The sequence below is a fragment of the Treponema sp. R80B11-R83G3 genome, assembly GCF_054786115.1.
Genome location: NZ_BDHF01000047.1, coordinates 1 through 19201, shown reverse-complemented (window position 1 = coordinate 19201; position 19201 = coordinate 1). Strand labels below are relative to the sequence as shown.

Sequence of the window (19201 nt, the reverse complement as noted above, 5' to 3'; positions counted from 1 at the left end):
AAAAAACCGTTAACAGCGCTGAAATACCAATAGCGGTATAATGAAGCCATTTTATTTTTTCTATAAAGGGAATTAACAATCCCAGCAATAATGGGATAAGAATCAGCGTTACTATAAGGTTAAAAAGATAATTGTTTTTCATAGCGTTTCTTTCCTATTTATATTTTTATAATCGCAACACGGCATAATGTATGTTTCTTTTACAAAATAAAAACGCGCGAGGATTAACGCTATGGGGTTAAATAGGCAGTTTTGGAGAAAAAATTCAAAAACAGGGTAAAAGGTGTCTCTATGCCCAGCTAACGCTTCTCTATGGGCAAATTTTTCTGGGAGGGGGGGTAGTATATTGCACGCCGTTTAAGGCGTGTGGAACCTCAACCGAACCCGAAGGGTGAAGGTTCTCCTTTTTATGAACCAAACCCAAACGCCCCGGCACCGAACAGCTTACCCCAGATAAACAAAATGAGGTAGTAAGCAACGATTTTTGTGTCGAGAATTGGGTATTTATAGCCATTTTTTGTTTCATTAAGAATATATTATCACTTTTGGCGTTTTTGTCAATAGTTTATGGGGAAATTTTTGTCCGAAGGTTATGCGTGGGCTTTACGATAAGCTAACGGCCAAAAACCCCTTCTTTCCTCTTAGTGATCTTTGTACCTTTGTGATCTTCGTGAGAAATTTTTCGAAAAATTTTCATTCTCAGTCAAGCGCCACGCATCTGCACGCCATATATAGAGTGTAAAAACTTTTTTCACTTAGGAGATTTTATGGGTGTGTTTGCATTTATGCCCTCAGGGGCCGGCGGAATCATTGTTCGGGTTGAGACGGATATACGCAGGGGAATTCCCGGCGTTGATATTTTGGAGAACAATCTTGGATAAAGAGATTTTATTCGCCTTTGTTGATGAGATTGGAGACAGAGGGCACAGCAGAAAATCATCTGAATATTTTGCGATGTCTGCGGTGCTTTTTCCGGTCTCAGTCCAACAAAAAGTTAAGGATTGCATAGCAAACTTAAAAATTAAATTAGGAATAGATCTAAAGACGCCTATCCATTGGAGAAAACATTGTCGTAAACACGATGCCAGAAAATACATAACAGGAGAGATTGCAAAATTAGAAGAAATTACAGTTATTTATATTATTTCAGATAAAAAAACTGTCCCAGAAGACCATGTAAAATTTTATAATATAGTAGCAGCCTTTACCTTAGAACGGATACTCAAGCATACAGAAAAATTAGACACAAAAGTCTGTGTACGTTTTGGGCATGTTCGCGGATTTAATCATTCAACAACTCTTGATTATTTTATGAAGAAAGATTGGCGTTTATGCGATTACAACAGATTGTCAGATCAGCCTAAATGGATTTCCGCTGATTCCAATTCCGGCATACAATTGGCTGATTTATATGCCGGTATTTTAGGCGCTGCCATGATACCGGACAGATTCGGGAATTATGAATCAGCCTATTTGGAAAAGATAAAACATCAAATTAGAAAATCATCTCACCAAACGATAAGCGGGTACGGTATAAAGGCAATTTCATTGGATAATAATCCACAATCATTCAAATGGTGGCCGGAAGGCTGGGCATAAAAAAAAGCCCCGAAGTGCATCATACAAACTGACTTTGTAAGGCTTCTGTAACAGAAGCAAGCGAATACTTCGTGGACTCTTATTTAAGAATATACCTAAAAAACAAATTTGTCAAGGAAAATTTTGGTTAAATTTAATAAAAAATTTTCAAATTCAGTCAAGCGCCACGCATCTGCACGCCATATATAGTATGAAACTTCGTTTCATCTGAAACTTTTTGTTTCACTTAGGAGATTTTATGGGTGTGTTTGCATTTATGCCCTCAGGGGCTGGCGGAATCATTGTTCGGGTTGAGACGGATATACGCAGGGGAATTCCCGGTGTTGACATTTCAGGGCTTGCGGAGGGAGCGGTCAGGGAAGCGCGGGATAGGGTGCGGGCGGCTTTTAGGAATTCGGGATTCAGTTTTCCGCTGGACAGGATTTTAATTAATCTCGCTCCCGCAGGATTAAAAAAAGACGGAGCCGCTCTCGATCTGCCAATCGCGCTTTCGGTAATGGCGGCGGCGGGAATAGTTACTATTTCGGGAAATCTGCTAGTCATGGGAGAGCTTGAGCTATCCGGCAGAATACGCCCCGTGCGCGGGGTTCTTGCGGCAATTTCTGCGGGACTTGCCGAAGGTATACGCGAATTTATCGTTCCCGCGCAAAATGCGGGTGAAGCGGCTATCTTGGCTGATAAGAATATACAATTTACCGCCGCAGAAAATTTACAAGGCGCGGTACACGCGCTTGTTATGAGAGAAAAAAACGGCGTTCTTCCCGAATCGCTTGATGAGGTTTTTTCGTCAGACGCGCCGATAGCGGAGAATGCGGCGAAATTGTCAGCTAACGCGGCGGCGGAACAAGAATGTGGCGATTTTGCCGATGTTCGGGGGCAGGCGATTTATAAACGAGCTTTGGAAATTGCCGCCGCAGGAGGACACAACACGCTTGTTTTTGGACCGCCCGGCGCGGGAAAGACAATGCTTGCGCGACGTATGCCGTCAATCATGGCACCGCTCACTCCCGATGAAGCTGTAGAAGTAACAAGGCTTCACAGTCTTGCGGGGCCGCGCAATGGTTTTATCGATAGGTTAATTACTAGCCCTCCTTTTCGCGCTCCGCATCATACCGCAAGCGCGGAGGGTATCCTCGGCGGCGGCAGAATTCCGCGCCCGGGAGAAATCAGTCTTGCCCACTTTGGCGTGCTATTCCTTGATGAAGCGCCTGAGTTCAGAATCAATGTTCTGCAAGCCCTTCGCGAACCGCTGGAAGACAGGGTAATAAGCATTGTCAGGGCGGAAGGGCCGGTGCGTCTTCCTGCGGAGTTTCAATTACTGCTAACCGCAAATTCCTGCCGTTGCGGACGCTTGGGTTTACATGGCACAGAAAATGCGTGCCTCTGCTCACCGGAAGAAATTAACCGTTACTGGCGAAAGTTTGGCGGCGCATTGCTTGACCGCGTGGAAATAAGAGCCGCTGTTCTGCCGCCAAAAATTGAAGAGATGGGCGTACACAACAATTCAAGCATCGGGGAAAATAGCGCCGCTATTTCAAAAAGGGTCAGGGCGGCAGTTGAAATACAGCGGAGCCGTTTTAAGGGTACAGGTATCCGCAGAAATGCCATGCTTCCGGCGGGAAAAACCGCAGCCCTTTGCCCGATGAACGAAAAAGCTGAAAGCGCGTTTCATGCCGCTGTTTCAAAATTGGGGCTATCGGGCAGGGCTTACCACGGGATTTTACGGGTAGCCAGAACAATCGCTGACCTTGAGGGAAAAGACGTTCTTGAAACTGAACACATACTGGAGGCAGTTCATCACCGCCGTTTGGGAGAAGACCCTTGGGACATACTGTCCGTTTGACATTCTGTCCCTTTGATTTATGTCAATTTGACATATTTTCAACGTCAAGACATCTGTCTTGACAAATTGTCTTGACAAAAATTTTCAGGAGGATTATTATGGATATAGATTTTGAATGGGATGAAGAAAAAAACGCCCTAAATAAAAGAAAACATAAGGTTTCTTTTGAAATGGGAGAAAAAGTTTTCTTTGATCCAAGACGATTTGAAATGATTGATAAAAAACATAGTATTTTTGAAGAGCGATTGAAAACAGTTGGTTTTTCAGGTTTGAAATTACTTTCGGTTATTTTTACGGAAAGAGATAGTTCTGTCAGAATAATTTCCGTTAGAAAAGCAAAAAAAGGCGAAGAAGAGGAGTATTTTTATGGGTATAGTTAGACATACTTCAAATGGAACCGAGCCGTTATCAGAAGAAGATATGGCATTGTATGAAGAAATGGAAAACAGCCCTATAGATTTCAGCGATGATCCAAGCTATACCCGCGAAGAACTGCATAAAATGAGGCTTTATGCTGAGGAAAGACGCAGAAGAAAGGTACGAAAAATGTATTCTTTACGGCTGGAATCAGGAACTGTTAAATGGTGGCAGTCTTTAGGGAAAGGGTACACAAGCATTATGGCAAAGTTTTTAGATTACGCAAAAAAACACCCTGAATGGGTTAAGGAAAGTATCGAAAACGCTACTACTTGAATTACCGCAGTTCGGGAATAGCGTCTAAAAGAGCCTCATCAATTTTTCTGCCTCTTGAGGAATAGCCCAGTTTTCTGTCGGGGCGAATTGAGCCGTGGTAGTCGCTGCCTTCGGTAACGTAGAGTCCTAAAGACTTGGCTAGGGTTTCAAGCCGTCTGCAGGAGCCGGGTTTGGCTGTGGGGTGCCACGCTTCAAGCCCCATCAGTCCCATATCTTTTAATGTCTTTATAAGGTCGGGGAGGCGTCCCCACGCTACATAAAGCGAGATTGGATGCGCAAGGACGGGAATGCCGCCGGAGCCGCGTATCAGAGAGACGGCTTCTTCAAAGATTAGCCCCTCTTTTGGCACATACAGAGGTTTTCCCACTCCTAAATAGCGGGCAAACGCCTGATTCACATTTTTAACAATTTTACGCTTTATAAGCAATGCCGCAAAATGAGGCCGTCCAAGCGAATTGCCCGATCCTCTGGAAGCAGTAGATTTCCCTCCGGCAATAGCCAAAAGCTCATCCCATGCCGCTTCTTGCCCGCTGGGAGTAATCATGCTCAATTCAACCATCCGATCAAGAATCTCCCGGTTTCTGACTTCTCTTCTGTGTGCCAAGTTATTAATAGCGGAAATAAACGCCGCAGTCGGCGAATTTATCCCCAAACCTAACAAATGAAACTCACCGCCGGGACCAATTCCGGGGGCGCCATGCGGAACATCATTTGCGGATTTTTCCCTTGTCCAATTAATATTTACCTCAATTCCGGGGATAAAATGAATATTTTCCTCTTTTGCGGCTATTTTCGCGCTTTCCAGCCCGTTTATAGTATCGTGATCAGTCAAAGCAAGGGCGGTAAGGCCCTGTTTAACAGCCTCTTTAACAAGTACCGCAGGAGGCAAATCCCCGTCTGAAATGTTAGAATGTGTGTGAAAATCAACCATATTGAAAATATTGTATCAAATTTTTGTCTATTTATGCATAAATTACCGATAATAAAAAGAAGATTTGTTGGGATTATTATCTTTATTCAATTTTTATGTGAAGAATCAATAGTAAAGCCCAAAACATTGATTTTTTAGGTATTTATTAATAGAATTAAAGTATAGAGAGTTTTTTCTGATAAGGACGGTCTTTAAAGTGTTTGAGTATGTCTTGGAAAACGGGGTAATTGTTTCCCCGGGTAAAAAAGTACATACCGGTGATTTGGGAGTGAAAGGGGAAAAAATTGTTTCTCCGGGCGGTATCGTAAAAGTCGATTTGAAGGGAAAATCCTTTGTGTACCCTTCTCTAATAAATACCCATGACCATTTGCAGGGGAATTATCGTCCGCCTGTAGGTCCAAAAAAAGGTAGTTTTTATCTGACATGGCTGCCATGGGATAATGATCTAAAAGCGTCGGAGATGTTCAAGGAGCGATCTAAACTGAGCAGGGAAGATCTCTACGCTCTTTCCGGCTATAAGTGCCTGTTTTCCGGCGTAACGACGGTTAACGATCATTTTGTACATAATATAAACAGTCAAATATTACCCACCTTGCCAATCAGGGCTATTCAAGAATATTGTATCGAGCATGAATGTTCTTCTTATGATTTAAAATGGGGCGAGGGCATAGAAATTGAACATAAAAAGGCGAAACAAAATAACTGGCCCTTTATTACCCACCTTAGCGAAGGTTTTGACAATGAAGCCATGCACAGCATTGAAAAACTGGAAAAACTAAATGTGCTTGATGACTATTGCCTGTTTGTTCACTGTATTGCTTTTAGCGATGAAGATATAAAAAAGACCGCAAAAGCCGGGGCAAGCGTTTCTTGGTGCGGATTTTCCAATATGTTCATGTTTAATGTGACTGCAAAAGTGCGAAAAATGATCAAAGCGGGAGTTAATCTTACAATCGGAACGGATTCATCGGCTTCCGGCTCCGCAAACATTCTTGCGGAAATGAAATACGACAGGGAATTGTATCAAAAGCTTTATGGCGAAGATCTTCCGGCAAAAAAAATCTTCGAGATGGTAACAATTAACGCGGCGAAAGCTTTCAGAATGCAGGACAGAGTAGGCGCTTTGGAAGAAGGTTTGTTAGGTGACATTATCGTACTGAAAGGGAAAAACAGCGATCCGTATGAAAACTTTGTCAACGCCGGCATGAAAGACATAGAATTGCTCGCGCTTGCGGGAAAACCGATATACGGCGAGATGCGTTTTCTGGATATTTTTAACGGAAAACTGCCTTCAGATTATACGCAAATAAAAGTGGGAAATAGAGAGATGTTTGTAAAGGGCGACCCGGCGGGGCTTTACAACGAAGTAAGAAAGAAAATCGGTTTTAAAAAGATTCTTGATTACCTGCCGTTTGAGCCGGCACAGGAAGGAGCGTAATGCCAAAACCAGCGCAATATCGTTCAGGTTCTCTTATTTACTTTAAAGGCGATCCTGCTGACAAGATATACATCTTGCAGTCTGGAAAAGTAAGCCTTGTCTATCAGGACATTGATACCGGAGCAGATGTAAGAGACCCTGTGCAACCCGGAGAGTTCTTCGGTGTAAAATCAGCATTGGGACGCTATGCGCGTGAAGAAAATGCAGTCGCTCTTTCAGATACCAACGTAATGATATTTACAGTTCCCGAATTTGAAGCGGTTGCGATGGCTAATTCCAGAATAATAATGAAAATGTTAAAAGTTTTTTCAAATCAAATGAGGCGCGTTCATAAACAGGTTTCCAAAGTTATGGCAAAGGAAGAACAACCTCCTGCTGACGGTCTTTATAATATTGGCGAATTTTATTTAAAAAACAAACGCTTTTCCCACGCAAAACACGTATTCAGCCGTTATTTGACATTTTATCCTTCCGGGAAAAATGCGATTCAAGCGGCTAAAAATATGGAAATAGCGGAAAATGCTCTGACCCGTTACGGTGACGGCAAGGGGCCGGGCGTTTCCATTAGTAATGCCGCTTCTGGAGCGCCGTCTGCGCCGGTATCACAGAAAAGTCCTGAAAAACCAAACAAAGCGTATTATGACGCTGTCGGTCTTGTTTCGCAGGGGAAGTATCAGGAAGCGTTCATGTCTTTTAAAGCAATAGTGGACAGTAATGCCAATCCTGAATTAGCCGCAAAAGCGTCTTTCGAAATCGGGCGTTGTATGTTCCTTATGAATAAGTTTGAAGAAAGTCTGAAGTATTATACCGGTATGCTGACAAAATTTCCAAAGCATCCTGAGTTATTGGAAACCATGTTTATTATGGGTCAATGTAACGAAAAATCCGGCAGAAAAGATCAGGCGATAGCGTTCTATAAAAAGATTATTTCAATGGGCGGAGACGACTCCACCATCGAAAAAACAAGAAAGGCGCTAAGCGCCTTGGGGGCGTAAAATGGCTATGGATTTGGCCGCGTTTGGCCGTTTTTCACGCACTTTTCATCAGGGAGAAATAATTTTTTCCGAGTTTGAAATTGGTGATACTTTTTATTTAATTCAATCGGGCAGAGTACAACTTGTTAAACTTGTCGGAGACATTGAACGGACATTGGATATTTTACAGCCCTCCGAAATGTTTGGTGAAATGGCAATTTTGGAAAACTCTCCCCGTTCTGCGACTGCCATCGCAATTGATGAAGTAAAAGTGTTGGAATTTAATTCGCAAAATTTTGAAATTCTGCTCCTTGGAAATCCGCAGATAGCGTTGAAACTTTTAAAAATGTTCTGCAAACGCATATACGATTCCAAACGGCGATTTATGATCCTTACGCTTCCTGAGCCGCAGGTAAAAATAGCGGACGTATTTCTTATGCTTGATGAAACCCAGCCTGATATTGATAAAACCAGCGAACGGCGTGAATTTAAAACCACTGTTGAAGGAGTAGCGCACTGGGCGGGAATGAGCGTCAACGAAGCGAGGGATATTCTTGGTCATTTTGTAAACCAGCGGCGTGTAGAAATATTTGCAGATCGCATAACAGTAAAAAACATCAACGACTTTTCCCGCTTTGTCAGTTCCAGACGCAATTCAAGAGGCGCCTGATTTTTGAGTTATGGACAATAAAAAACTCCTTGTGTTTTCAGATTCACATGGTAATGTCAGGGCTCTTAAAGCGGTCTTTAACTGGGCAAAAGATCACATTCCGCCAAATGATACTATTCTTGCGGCGGCATTCCTTGGCGATGGTATTTCAGACTTGCAATACGCGGCGGACGAGACAGGCTTTTATACTGATTGGAAACTTGTCATGGGAAATAATGATTATGGGATTTATATACCGGAAACTTTAACTTTTGATTTTGCGGAACATCATTTTTTCATGTGCCACGGACACCGGTACAATTTATACAGCGGGTATAATTTTCTTATAAATGCTGCAAGAAACGCGGGAGCGGACATCGCGTTATACGGCCACACCCATGTTCCCTATTTTAAAATAATGAATGGCATTACGTTTATCAACCCTGGAAGCGTCGGACGACCACGAAGCAAAATTGGCGCAACATTCGCAATTATTGAATGTCCGCCCGATAAACCGTTAAATGTAAAATTTTTTGAGATTGGTTTGCAGGGAAAGATTAAGGAAGTGAAGATTTAACGTTCTGATGTACAGTTACAATATGTTACACGATGTATGCCCAAAGAATTTATTTAGTACAGTCAGGGCAGGGCTGCGGGTGGCAAAAACTCTGGGAGAATCTGCCTACGAGCCTTTCCCTGACCACCTAAATGCGAAATTACGATAAATTTATAAATACTTAATTCCTTTATTACTTTTTTCTTAATGTACAAAAACTACTTCTTTATCGCATTTAAGTGGTCAGGGACTTTTATTCTCTGAATTTTCTTTGTTTTATTCCAAAGTCTCTCCGGCAGGGAACCCACAGAAGATGTTTTTGCCACCCGCAGCCCTGCCCCGCCTGTACTCAAGGATTTTATTTGGCATACATCTTCTAGCGGTAATAAGCAATGAGCAATTAACAATTAGCAATAGATACCATTAATAGCGCATAAATGTCGCATAACGGCACTATAGAAAAGCGGTGCAAACAACCGTACGCTACCTTTTAAATCGTTATAATCTTTATCTTTTCCATGAATATCTTGCCCCACAAATAACCTTGCTACATGGTACTCAAGTCGTACCTGTTCGCTTGCGTTAGGATTAAACGACATTTCAACATTAATAGGTTCCCCTTTTTCTGTTCTGCAATCGACATCGAAGCGCAGATACCGCTGCCGCAGATCGTCAACAGGCGGCTCATTGGCGATAATTGTCTCCACTTTGATAGTGCGTCCTATAAGCGAAGAAATCAGGTCTGATAGCGCCGCTCTTGATTTTGCGGTATCTCTGGTAAATACGGCTTTGAATACCACATCATAGCGTATGTCCAGAACGCTCATGCCGTTCCCGAATAGGAAGGACTCCCATTCATTTTGAACAGGCTTTTCATTGTTTGTTACCATAAGTAAACTCCTTATAAAGATTTGTAGTTGACCGTCCCAAGACAGTTGCCGTTAAAAACGGCCTAAAAACTACATACTCTATATGGGTGCGTACCTCTTGTTTTGCTTGACTGAAAATGAATTTTTTTTACTTTTTTTAAGAGAATTTTACCGCTAACCACATGAACATTCGCATTTTACTGATTAATATCTTCGGTTTTTATAATAAGATATGTTTAAGAGCCAAGAGTAAATTATAAATTTTTTCGTATTTTTTTTATAGAATCTAAAAGGGATTTATCAAAAGATATTTTTAAGGATGTTGAAAAGTCATTTAAATATCTATTTACTATTTTTGATATATCTTTTGGCGTTTTTTCTTCAGGTTTAAAGAGTTCAAAAACCTCGATTTCAAGGGCATTTGCCATTTTTACCAAAGAAAAAGGCGATACCCATCCCTTCCCTGTTTCAATATCCGACAAATAATTGGTAGAAATATCCATTTTTTCCGCTAATCTTTCTTGCGACCACCCTTTCAAATTACGATACTTCTTGATATTAAAACTTAACAATTTTCGCAAATCTGTCTCTTCCATAACATACCCATTCCTTTACCCTAAGAAGAATATCTTGCTATTACCTTGACAAATTTATAAACAGGTTTTAGTATTATTATATATTCATGGTATTGCCATGATATTAGTATTCTGTAAGATTCAATTTCTTGCATTGCTTTTTTATTCTTCGGAGGAAATAATGAATGTTTGTATGAAAATGACGGGAATACATCTATTGTTTGTTAAACGCAACACGCCCAAATGTTTTTATTAATTTATTTTGAAAATGCTTAACAAATATTATTTTGATAATATATTGAAAATAAAGTTGACTGTATAGTTGACTTAATATTAAGGAGGTTTTTATGAAGATTAGGACAATTGGGAAATTTGGTTTTTTATTGGCAGCAATTGGATTTTTTATGCCTGTTGCTTGCAATCAGAATGCATTTCAACTTATTGAATATGTTGATGCTCCAGTTCCCGCTTTAATAATAGGATTATTTATCCTTGCAATTGCAGGTATCTTAATTGGTGCATTATTGCTTATGAAAAAAAATGTATCTGTGATTATCGATTGGGTAATTTTACTTGTTAGTATAGTTTCTGGCATTGATCTATTGAGCAAGAATGAACTTGATTTACAATACGGTGCATATGTAATCATAACAGGCTTTGGTATTGCTTTATTACTTCAAATAATTTCACTGCTTGTAGAATCTTTAAATATTGATAATAAGACGCAACATTCCGTGAATATAAATTCACATCTCTTGGATATAACATCATTGTTATTTTCAATAATAATGTTATTGTTATGTATTTTTGTTAATAACAATCCGTTAAAAATTGTTGTCTTTAGTGTCCTATTGATTTTAATAATTGTGGCTGGAACATATGAAAGATTAAGAGAAGAAAAATAAAAAGGAGTAATTATTCATGAAAATTTGTCCAGCTTGTAACGGAATAAATGTAAATGCAATGGTATCTGTTACCACTTTTCCCTAGTGTCGTTATGCGACATTTATACACTATCGATGGTGACTATTGTTAATTGCTCATTGCTCATTACTAATAGATCTCGCTGTTAAAATGCTTAATTACCGCTAGAAGATGTATGCCCAAACCAAAAATACTAAAAAAAATTCCTCGCTAGGTAAAAGCCGGGCATACGCAAAGCTCTGCCGGTGATCTTGGCGTGGATCGCCTACCATGCCACGTCAAAACGTGCGTCGAATAATGTCACGCCACTAATCACCGGAAGGGCTTTGCGTATGTTCGGCTTTTATATAGAGTGATAATATTTTTCGCTATTAATTACTTTGGGCATACATCGTGTAGAGGAGAGGGAAAAAGCCTATAGCAAGAAGTATTTCGTGTAACTAAATTTCCGCCTCGTAATCAACGCCTTCAACATCAAACCCATGAACTTCCAGAAAATCGTGCTTAAATCCGTTTATGTCAGTTTCCGTAAAAACGTTTTCGGGCGTTACAGACGCCATTTTTTGCGTAACGGCTTTTTGCACGTCTTCACGCATTTCCCAATCATCAATACGGATGCGGTTTTCACTGTCTACGGGGACTGAATTTGCGTCGTTTATGGCGTTAGGTGAATAAAGGAAATCGCGGAAAAGACGGGTAATTTGTTCTATACAGCCTTCGTGGAGACCCATGTCTTTCATTACTTTGAAAAGGCATGAAACATAAAAAGGGATAATCGGTATTACGGCGCTCGCGCGGGTAACAACGGCTTTATTTACGGAAACCCATGCGCCGCCGATTTTTTTCTGTTCTTTAAACTTTTTAAGGGTGATTTAGTGCCTTCAAACAGTAAAGAGATAATGAGTCAACTTTCTGAGGACATCACCCAAAAGATAAATGTAGCGGTAACTGATGTTTTTAAACATTTCTAAGATTCTCTTTTCAATACTTTTCCTAACATAACCGTCACCCTATGGGGTATTATATGGAGAGTTAAACAGACTTGACTACATATCAAAATAATGATATATTTTATCAGATAAACATTTGGAGGTTTTGTCTCCGCATAGCGGAGACTTCGATTAAATCGCCGCTCATGCGGCTTAAAATGAGGGTAAAACTAATGCCGGCAATACGGAAAAGCGCTGATTTACGGAATAATTATAGCGAAATATCGGAATTTTGCCATAATTTCAGAGAACCAATATTTATTACCAAAAATGGTCAGGGCGATCTGGCTGTAATGAGTATTGAAACATACGAGGAATTAATGGGCAGGCTTGAACTGTATCAGGCAATTGAAGTTGGTTTGAATCAGATAGAAAATGGAGAAACAATCTCTGAAGAAGAAATGCTTAAACATATAAAAAACTTATAAGGATCAATAATTGTATAGGGCAGAATTCTCAAAAATAATTAAAGAGGATATTGATAAAGCTCATAATTATATAAAAGAAACTCTGGAAGCTCCAATGGCTGCTGATAATTTAAAAAAGGAGTTATTGGAACAAATAGAAAATATTAAAAATAATCCGTATTCAAGACCGTTAGTTCAAGATAAATATTTGGCATATTTAGGTTTAAGATCAAAAAAAGTAAATAATTATTTATTATTCTATAAAGTAAAAGAACCTGATAACAAGGATAAAAAATATGTATACTTAATCAGATTTATGTATGGTAAAAGAAATTGGATAAAAATATTTAAAAATGAATCTATAAATGAATTAATGTAGGTAAACGCAAAGGTACCTGTTACAACTTTTTTATAGCGTACCCTGCCTTGTATTGTACACCATATATGTGGGCTGATCACACTGATAAAATACTTATTACCGCAAGAAGATGTATGCCGAATAAACCTCTTGAGTACAGGCGGGCAGGCTGCGTGCGATGTAAAAACATCTTTCGGGCGTTCCCCGCCGGAGAGACTTTGGAACAAAACAAAGAAAATTCAGAGAATAAAAGTTCAGCGACAAACCCACGATAAAGCTTTCTACCCACCGCTGTTCAGTCGCTGAAAAGGCTCGTAGGCACAGCCAAATAAACGCACGGCGTAGCCGTGTAGATCAATGATGCCGCCCGCTGAGAGCACCAATAAATGCCGCAGTCCCCAATAAAAGCAAGGCCGCCTTTAGGTGGCCGCCAGTGCGAGTCGGGTTCTCCCAGAGTTTTTGCCATGCGCAGCCTGCCCTGACTGTACTGAATAAATTCTTGGGCATACATTGTGTACGTATAACTAAATCTCCGCATCGTAATCAACGCCTTCAACGTCAAACCCGTGAACTTCCAAAAAAGCGTGTTTAAATCCGTTTATGTCAGTTTCCGTAAACACGTTTTCGGGCGTTACAACAGCCATTTTTTGCGTAACGGCCTTTTGCACATCTTCGCGCATTTCCCAATCGTCAATACGGATACGGTTTTCACTGTCTACGGGGACTGAATTTGCGTCGTTTACAGCGTTAGGTGAATAAAGAAAATCGCGATAAAGACGGGTTATTTGCTCTATACAGCCTTCGTGAAGACCCATGTCTTTCATAACTTTAAAAAGGCATGAAACATAAAAAGGGATAATCGGTATTACGGCGCTTGCGCGGGTAACAACGGCTTTGTTTACGGAAACCCACGCGCCGTCAATTTTTTTCTGTTCTTTAAACTTTTTGTTTATTTCTCTGCAGGCGCGTTCAAGGTCTTCTTTCGCTTTGCCGATGGTTCCGTTTTTGTAAATAGCCCACGACAATTCAGGGCCTATGTAAGTGTAAGCGACAGTGCGGGTGTTAGGCGAAAGAAGCCCCTCTTTATCAAGCGCGTCCATCCACAACTCCCAGTCTTCGCCGCCCATAACTTTTACTGTGTTGGAAATTTCTTCCTCGTTTGCAGGCTCCGCTTCTGCCGTACTGAATGTTCCATTCATCATGTTGACAGTCTTTCCTGAAAAGGCTTTGCCAATCGGTTTAATTACCGATTTGTACATAACACCCGTCTTGGGATCCGTTCTTACCGGAGAAGCCAGCGAATAAACAAATAAATCGATCTTTGCCGGTATGCCGACCTTTGAAGCGGCATTTCTGACCGCCTCGGCTGTTTTAGATTTTACTTCATCGGAAAAAGCGTCGCCGTTTAAAGAGATTGAAACAAGTCCTGCCTTTGCCGCTTCTTTGTCAAAAGTTTGATTATTGTAAAAGCCGGACGTGCCTGTCCGTTTTTCCGAAGGTTCATTCTCAAGGGAGACGCCGATTGTTACGGCTTTGTATCCAAAACCGGCGCATATTCGGCTGGCTAGACCGTAACCGTTAGAACAGCCGACAACCAAAACAAGTTTTGGCGTGCCTTCCGCTGGGGATAAATGTTTTTTTGCGTATTCAATTTGTTTTAGTACTCCCGCCGCGCATCCCGCAGGATGGGCATTCAAGCAGATATTGCTTCTAATCATTGGTTTTATTTGCATTTACTTACTCCTATTTCACGTCACGACATACTTATTTCGAACTTTATTCCGCAGAAACCAACTGAGTTTCCGAACAAATCCGCTATTTTTTTCCCACCAGGCACATCCACTCAGCTTCCGCAGCAAGCTCATCGCCAACATAAGCTTTACCCTGCTGTTTAATCATGTTAGGTGAAACCCGAAGATTCACTACCTCACTGCGGACTTCATCGCCGGGACGAACCTGGCGGCGGAATTTTACTTTATCAACGCTTGCAAAGAAGAACAAAGCGTCGTCTCCCAACTTGCCAATTTTTCTTAAACCTGCGCCGCCGGATTGCGCCATTGTTTCAACAAGAATCACTCCCGGCACAACCGGGTACTCAGGGAAATGGCCTTTAAAAAAATACTCGCTCTCTGTAAATTTGCGCTTTGCGATAATTTTCTCCTCTGTAGCTTCGACAATTTCGTCAACAAAGAGAAACGGAGCGCGGTGCGGCAGAAGTTTTTCTATCTCGTTCATTTTTGACTCCTTAATTACTAACCGTTGTATTTTTTAAATACTACAACGCCGTTGTGTCCGCCAAAACCAAGCGAACCGGAAGCGGCTGCGTTTATTTCGCCGTACTGCGCCTTATTTGGCACATAGTCCAAATCACACTCAGGAGCGGGGTTGTCAAGATTTATCGTAGGCGGGAAAAAACCATCGCGCATCGCAAGAATACAGGCAATGGCTTCGACTCCACCGGCGGCGGCGATACAATGACCGTGCATACTCTTGGTACTGGAAACTTTCATCTTACGGGCATGATCGCCAAAGGCCATTTTTATCATTTTGGTTTCCGTTGGATCGTTAATTTCCGTTGACGTGCCGTGCGCGTTGTAATATTGAATATCTTCGGGTTTAAGTTCAGCGTCGGCAAGGGCCATTTTTATCGCGTTTGCGCCGCCGTTTCCCTCCGGATCAGGAGATGTTATGTGATACGCGTCGGCTGTCGCCCCGTATCCCGCCAATTCCGCGATAATTTTCGCTCCTCTCGCTTTTGCGTGTTCTTCGCTCTCCAGAATCAATATGCCAGCTCCCTCTCCCATTACAAAGCCGTCTCTATCCGCGTCAAAGGGACGGGACGCTTTTTCAGGCTCGTTACACCTCTTGGTAGAAAGCGCTTTGAGCATTTGAAAGCCGCCGACAGCAAATGGGATGATAGTAGCTTCAGTACCGCCAGCAATGATCACATCACAGCGTCCTGCGCGGATTAAGTCGAGGGCTTGCCCTAAAGCGTCTGTTCCTGAGGCGCATGCCGTAACCTGAGTATAGGCGGGGCCCTTTGTGCCATACATCATGGAGATGTTTCCTGCGGCTTCATTGGGAATCATCATGGGGACGGTTAGGGGCAGCATCCGCTTGGGGCCGTCGTAAAACAATTTTTTCATTGATTCTGAAACAACTTCAAATCCGCCGATACCATTGCCAATTACAATTCCTGTTCTTTCAGCGTTGCTTTTTACGGGGCGTTTGCCCTCCGCGTTGACATCGCCCATTAATCCCGCATGAATTAAAGCCTGCGCCGTAGCCGCCGTGGCAAATTGCGTAAAGCGGCACATTTTTCGCGCTTCTTTTTTATCCATCCACTGGGTTGGATCAAAATCTTTTACTTCACCGGCTATCGTTACGTCAAACCCGGTGGTGTCAAAAAGGGTAATTTTCCCAATGCCGCTTTTTCCGGCTTTCAACGCCGCGCAAAAATCTTCAACATTATTTCCAATGGGCGAAATAATTCCCATTCCCGTTACTACAACTTTTTTCTTCACTTTTTTCTCCTAAAAAAACATTCCGCCGTCTACGGGCAGGACCTGCCCTGTAATATATGATGAAATATCGGAAGCAAAGAAAAACACCGCATTTGCGACATCTTCCGGCTTTCCCGGACGCTTCAAAGGAACCGCTTCCAACATTTTTTTTCTGGCTTCTTCAGGCAAAACAGCGGTCATATCCGTCTCGATAAAACCGGGCGCTATCGCGTTCACCCGCACCCCTCGGCTTGCCACTTCGTTAGCCAAACTTTTTGTTATGCCGATTAAACCCGCTTTACTTGCGGAATAATTCGCCTGCCCGCCATTGCCGTGTATGCCGATAACGCTAGACATATTAATAATTGAGCCTGCGCGTTTGCGAATCATGTCTCTTGCCACAGTGCGGGCGACAAAAAACGCCGCAGACATATTTATGTCAATTACCTTTTGCCACTCCTCGACAGACATTCTAAATGAAAGATTGTCTTTTGTAATACCGGCGTTGTTTACAAGTATGTCAAAACCGCCCGATTGTTTTATCACGTTTTCAATAACGCCGTCTACTTCGCCTAACTTGCTTAAATCGGCACTGACCCAGTGGAGTTTTCCTTCTGCTTTTTCAACACGCGCGTTTAAATCATCAGGCTCTTTTATATCAAGCCCCCAAACTTCCGCGCCGGATGCGAGAAAAAGGTCTGCGATAGTTTTTCCTATTCCGCGCCCCGCGCCTGTTATTAATGCTTTTTTTCCGTTAAGTTCCAAAATAGTCCTCCTTAATAAATATTAATATATCTTATCAAAAATTTTTATAATTTCGATATATCTTCCGCGGTTCCGGCGGCAAATACGGGAATTCCGCCGCCATCGGCGGGCGCTGAATCTTTCCATAGACCCTGCAACACTTTGCCGGGGCCAACTTCAAGACAGGCTTCGTATCCGGCGGCGGCGATAGCAGATTCTTCTTCTACCCAGCGAACAGGGTTTGTTATCTGAAGTAAAGCGAGTTTTTTCGCTTCATCGCCCGAATTAATTTTCTTTCCCGTAACATTGGAAAAAACAGCCGTTACAGGGTCGCGGAATGTGATTGCTTCCAACACCGGGCGGAAAGCTTCCGTAGCGTCAGCCATAAGCGGCGAATGAAAAGGACCAGCTACCTGTAAACGGATAACGCGCTTTGCGCCCGCAGTTTTAAAACGGGTTTCCGCTTCAGCTAACGCGGCGGCTGTTCCGCTCACCGCCAACTGTTTTGGCGAATTGATGTTGGCGGCATACAAATCTTTTAATCCTTCATTGCTCCACTTTGCGATTAATTCTTCAATCTGAGAAGGAGCAAGGCCGACTACAGCCGCCATACCCGGAACCACCGTCGCGTCGCCGCCGTTTAATTCGCGCAGACGGTCGCAAGTTTTCTGCATTGCCTCTCCTCTTGCTTTGATAAGGCGGAAACAGTCAGCCGCGCTGATTACACCCGCGCACACAAGCGCTGAATATTCGCCAAGACTGAAACCGGCGCAGGCGGCGGGACTAAACCCCTTGCTTTTAAGAAATTCCGCCGCCGCCAGATTAGCGACTGTTATCGCGGGCTGTGAAACGTCCGTGCGCTTTAAAGTGTCGGCATCGGCCTGAAGAAGTTCTTTTACGTCTTTTCCAAAAACTTCGGATGCCGTATTAAAAAGTGATTTTACAGCGTCAGATTCAAGCAAATCAATCGCCATACCGGAATATTGCGCTCCCTGTCCGGGAAACAAATATACAACATTTTTTTTGTTCATACTATCCTCTACCAAACTATAATATTTCCGCCGTAGGTAAGGCCGCCGCCAAATCCTATCGTGAGAATTAAATCCCCTTTCTTTAACTTGCCGCTCCTGTTCATTTCGTCTAACGCGATTGGAATTGACGCTGATGAAGTATTGGCGTATTCTTCAATATTTAAATAAAATTTTTCCGCCGGAATATGCAGTCTTCTTCTGGCGGCTTGAATAATCCGCGCGTTAGCCTGATGAGGAACAATCCATGCGATATCATCAATGCCGATATTTCCCGCTTTCATAAGTTCTTCTATTGTTTCGGCTATTGCCCCAACGGCAAAATTATACACTTCCTGCCCGTTCATCTCTACGTGGATTGGCAGATCAATAGTTTCTCCTTTTTTAAAAGGATTTCGCGTTCCGCCTCTTCGCATAAGAAGGCTTTCACTGCCTGAACCGTCCGCGCGTAAAATTGACTGTAAAACGCCTCGGTTGGAAACCAATGGATCTGCTGCGGTTTTTTCTATCACAACAGCCCCGGCGCCATCGCCGAATAAAACACAGATTTTCCTCTCAGTCCAATCAAGCATTCTGGTTAAAACTTCGGAGCCGATTAAAAGCGCCCTTTTACGTTCAGAGTTGATGCTCAAAAGCCCTACTGCAGTCTCAAGCCCGTAAACAAAGCCGGTACAGCCTGCGGTAATGTCCATAGCCGCCGCTTTTTTTGCGCCAATCCTATCCTGTACAATACAGGCCGTGGACGGGGTTCCAAAATAATCCGCCGAAACTGTAGCCAGAACAATTACATCGATAGATGCCGCCGCCTCTGCCGCCGCCTTGTCCCTTTCCGCAGGATCATCGCCTGTGTAACCAGCAGACATTGCAAGTGCGTTTATTGCCGCTTCCACCGCCAAATCACTGCACGCGACAGACTCATCCGCGATATGGCGATTGCCAATTCCCGTATGTGATCTGATCCATTCGTCAGTCGTATTGACCCGAGTAGTTAATTCTTCATTGCTGACCTTTTTGGGCGGCGGCCTTACCTACGGCGGAAATATTATAGTTTGGTAGAGGATAGTATGAACAAAAAAAATGTTGTATATTTGTTTCCCGGACAGGGAGCGCAATATTCCGGT

21 protein-coding genes and 1 pseudogene are annotated in these 19201 nt (G+C 42.4%); 11 read left to right on the top strand and 11 right to left on the bottom strand.

What is annotated here, in order from left to right:
* Positions 1–873 precede the first annotated feature (873 nt).
* The 4 genes from ACYVRH_RS08145 to ACYVRH_RS08130 all read left to right on the top strand — a co-directional run bounded on the left by ACYVRH_RS08145 (position 874) and on the right by ACYVRH_RS08130 (position 4135).
* Positions 874–1599 carry a DUF3800 domain-containing protein gene (locus ACYVRH_RS08145; protein ID WP_461256422.1) on the top strand — a complete coding sequence of 242 codons (726 nt, stop codon included), beginning with the start codon at positions 874–876 and terminating at the stop codon, positions 1597–1599.
* Positions 1600–1837: 238 nt separating this feature from the next.
* Positions 1838–3442, top strand: a complete 1605-nt coding sequence (locus tag ACYVRH_RS08140) for a YifB family Mg chelatase-like AAA ATPase (protein ID WP_461256421.1) — start codon at positions 1838–1840, stop codon at positions 3440–3442.
* Between the two features lie 98 nt (positions 3443–3540).
* The gene (locus tag ACYVRH_RS08135; RefSeq protein WP_461256420.1) at positions 3541–3822 is read left to right on the top strand and encodes a BrnT family toxin; all 282 of its coding nucleotides are present in this window, start codon (positions 3541–3543) and stop codon (positions 3820–3822) included.
* Complete coding sequence (locus tag ACYVRH_RS08130; RefSeq protein ID WP_461256419.1) at positions 3809–4135, top strand: hypothetical protein; 327 nt, start codon at positions 3809–3811, stop codon at positions 4133–4135. The genes ACYVRH_RS08135 and ACYVRH_RS08130 overlap by 14 nt, the downstream gene beginning before the upstream one ends.
* Position 4136: 1 nt before the next feature.
* On the opposite strand, the gene ACYVRH_RS08125 is transcribed toward ACYVRH_RS08130, so the two are convergent.
* The gene (locus ACYVRH_RS08125) at positions 4137–5066 is read right to left on the bottom strand and encodes a PHP domain-containing protein (RefSeq protein WP_461256418.1); all 930 of its coding nucleotides are present in this window, start codon (positions 5064–5066) and stop codon (positions 4137–4139) included.
* Positions 5067–5277: 211 nt separating this feature from the next.
* Between ACYVRH_RS08125 and ACYVRH_RS08120 the strand changes: the two genes are divergently transcribed.
* The 4 genes from ACYVRH_RS08120 to ACYVRH_RS08105 are packed head-to-tail and all read left to right on the top strand — an operon-like array spanning position 5278 to position 8704.
* Entirely contained in the window at positions 5278–6504 is a 1227-nt protein-coding gene (locus ACYVRH_RS08120; RefSeq protein WP_461256417.1) for an amidohydrolase family protein, read from the top strand.
* Positions 6504–7499: a cyclic nucleotide-binding domain-containing protein gene (locus tag ACYVRH_RS08115; protein WP_461256416.1), complete on the top strand. Its 996-nt coding sequence runs from the start codon at positions 6504–6506 to the stop codon at positions 7497–7499. Before ACYVRH_RS08120 ends, ACYVRH_RS08115 begins: the two co-directional genes overlap by 1 nt.
* 1 nt (position 7500) lies before the next feature.
* A complete protein-coding gene (locus tag ACYVRH_RS08110; RefSeq protein WP_461256415.1) occupies positions 7501–8148 on the top strand; it encodes a Crp/Fnr family transcriptional regulator in 648 nt (215 codons plus the stop codon).
* A gap of 10 nt (positions 8149–8158) precedes the next feature.
* Entirely contained in the window at positions 8159–8704 is a 546-nt protein-coding gene (locus ACYVRH_RS08105; RefSeq protein ID WP_461256414.1) for a metallophosphoesterase family protein, read from the top strand.
* A gap of 386 nt (positions 8705–9090) precedes the next feature.
* On the opposite strand, the gene ACYVRH_RS08100 is transcribed toward ACYVRH_RS08105, so the two are convergent.
* Complete coding sequence (locus ACYVRH_RS08100; RefSeq protein ID WP_461256413.1) at positions 9091–9573, bottom strand: PD-(D/E)XK nuclease family transposase; 483 nt, start codon at positions 9571–9573, stop codon at positions 9091–9093.
* 233 nt (positions 9574–9806) lie between these two features.
* Complete coding sequence (locus ACYVRH_RS08095) at positions 9807–10148, bottom strand: helix-turn-helix domain-containing protein (RefSeq protein WP_461256412.1); 342 nt, start codon at positions 10146–10148, stop codon at positions 9807–9809.
* A 326-nt stretch (positions 10149–10474) separates the two neighbouring features.
* Between ACYVRH_RS08095 and ACYVRH_RS08090 the strand changes: the two genes are divergently transcribed.
* Complete coding sequence (locus ACYVRH_RS08090) at positions 10475–11032, top strand: hypothetical protein (protein WP_461256411.1); 558 nt, start codon at positions 10475–10477, stop codon at positions 11030–11032.
* A gap of 459 nt (positions 11033–11491) precedes the next feature.
* Here the strand turns inward: ACYVRH_RS08090 and ACYVRH_RS08085 are convergent.
* Positions 11492–11887, bottom strand: a pseudogene (locus ACYVRH_RS08085) (bifunctional NADH-specific enoyl-ACP reductase/trans-2-enoyl-CoA reductase); the annotation flags it as partial.
* 311 nt (positions 11888–12198) lie between these two features.
* Here ACYVRH_RS08085 and ACYVRH_RS08080 point away from each other — a divergent pair.
* Complete coding sequence (locus ACYVRH_RS08080) at positions 12199–12468, top strand: type II toxin-antitoxin system prevent-host-death family antitoxin (protein WP_461256410.1); 270 nt, start codon at positions 12199–12201, stop codon at positions 12466–12468.
* A 10-nt stretch (positions 12469–12478) separates the two neighbouring features.
* On the top strand, positions 12479–12826 hold the full coding sequence (locus ACYVRH_RS08075; protein ID WP_461256409.1) for a type II toxin-antitoxin system RelE/ParE family toxin: 348 nt from the start codon (positions 12479–12481) through the stop codon (positions 12824–12826).
* Positions 12827–13100: 274 nt separating this feature from the next.
* Here the strand turns inward: ACYVRH_RS08075 and ACYVRH_RS08070 are convergent, their stop codons facing one another.
* The 7 genes from ACYVRH_RS08070 to ACYVRH_RS08040 form a co-directional block, all read right to left on the bottom strand.
* The gene (locus ACYVRH_RS08070; RefSeq protein ID WP_461256408.1) at positions 13101–13316 is read right to left on the bottom strand and encodes a hypothetical protein; all 216 of its coding nucleotides are present in this window, start codon (positions 13314–13316) and stop codon (positions 13101–13103) included.
* Positions 13317–13329: 13 nt separating this feature from the next.
* Positions 13330–14538, bottom strand: a complete 1209-nt coding sequence (gene fabV, locus ACYVRH_RS08065) for an enoyl-ACP reductase FabV (RefSeq protein WP_461256407.1) — start codon at positions 14536–14538, stop codon at positions 13330–13332.
* Positions 14539–14620: 82 nt separating this feature from the next.
* Positions 14621–15040 carry a 3-hydroxyacyl-ACP dehydratase FabZ gene (gene fabZ, locus ACYVRH_RS08060; RefSeq protein ID WP_461256406.1) on the bottom strand — a complete coding sequence of 140 codons (420 nt, stop codon included), beginning with the start codon at positions 15038–15040 and terminating at the stop codon, positions 14621–14623.
* Between the two features lie 17 nt (positions 15041–15057).
* A complete protein-coding gene (fabF, locus tag ACYVRH_RS08055) occupies positions 15058–16329 on the bottom strand; it encodes a beta-ketoacyl-ACP synthase II (RefSeq protein WP_461256405.1) in 1272 nt (423 codons plus the stop codon).
* A gap of 9 nt (positions 16330–16338) precedes the next feature.
* Entirely contained in the window at positions 16339–17073 is a 735-nt protein-coding gene (gene fabG / locus ACYVRH_RS08050; protein WP_461256404.1) for a 3-oxoacyl-[acyl-carrier-protein] reductase, read from the bottom strand.
* Positions 17074–17117: 44 nt separating this feature from the next.
* Positions 17118–18083, bottom strand: a complete 966-nt coding sequence (locus ACYVRH_RS08045) for an ACP S-malonyltransferase (protein WP_461256403.1) — start codon at positions 18081–18083, stop codon at positions 17118–17120.
* 8 nt (positions 18084–18091) lie between these two features.
* Positions 18092–19039, bottom strand: a complete 948-nt coding sequence (locus ACYVRH_RS08040; RefSeq protein WP_461256423.1) for a beta-ketoacyl-ACP synthase 3 — start codon at positions 19037–19039, stop codon at positions 18092–18094.
* Positions 19040–19201 lie beyond the last annotated feature (162 nt).

Coding starts and splice junctions, on each gene's coding strand:
- ACYVRH_RS08130 (WP_461256419.1), top strand. CDS start 3,809: ATGGGTATAGTTAGACATACTTCAAATGGAACCGAGCCGTTATCAGAA.
- ACYVRH_RS08070 (WP_461256408.1), bottom strand. CDS start 13,316: ATGTATGCCCAAGAATTTATTCAGTACAGTCAGGGCAGGCTGCGCATG.
- ACYVRH_RS08135 (WP_461256420.1), top strand. CDS start 3,541: ATGGATATAGATTTTGAATGGGATGAAGAAAAAAACGCCCTAAATAAA.
- ACYVRH_RS08105 (WP_461256414.1), top strand. CDS start 8,159: ATGGACAATAAAAAACTCCTTGTGTTTTCAGATTCACATGGTAATGTC.
- ACYVRH_RS08140 (WP_461256421.1), top strand. CDS start 1,838: ATGGGTGTGTTTGCATTTATGCCCTCAGGGGCTGGCGGAATCATTGTT.
- ACYVRH_RS08110 (WP_461256415.1), top strand. CDS start 7,501: ATGGCTATGGATTTGGCCGCGTTTGGCCGTTTTTCACGCACTTTTCAT.
- fabZ (WP_461256406.1), bottom strand. CDS start 15,040: ATGAACGAGATAGAAAAACTTCTGCCGCACCGCGCTCCGTTTCTCTTT.
- ACYVRH_RS08095 (WP_461256412.1), bottom strand. CDS start 10,148: ATGGAAGAGACAGATTTGCGAAAATTGTTAAGTTTTAATATCAAGAAG.
- ACYVRH_RS08045 (WP_461256403.1), bottom strand. CDS start 18,083: ATGAACAAAAAAAATGTTGTATATTTGTTTCCCGGACAGGGAGCGCAA.
- fabV (WP_461256407.1), bottom strand. CDS start 14,538: ATGCAAATAAAACCAATGATTAGAAGCAATATCTGCTTGAATGCCCAT.
- ACYVRH_RS08080 (WP_461256410.1), top strand. CDS start 12,199: ATGAGGGTAAAACTAATGCCGGCAATACGGAAAAGCGCTGATTTACGG.
- ACYVRH_RS08125 (WP_461256418.1), bottom strand. CDS start 5,066: ATGGTTGATTTTCACACACATTCTAACATTTCAGACGGGGATTTGCCT.
- ACYVRH_RS08090 (WP_461256411.1), top strand. CDS start 10,475: ATGAAGATTAGGACAATTGGGAAATTTGGTTTTTTATTGGCAGCAATT.
- ACYVRH_RS08100 (WP_461256413.1), bottom strand. CDS start 9,573: ATGGTAACAAACAATGAAAAGCCTGTTCAAAATGAATGGGAGTCCTTC.
- ACYVRH_RS08115 (WP_461256416.1), top strand. CDS start 6,504: ATGCCAAAACCAGCGCAATATCGTTCAGGTTCTCTTATTTACTTTAAA.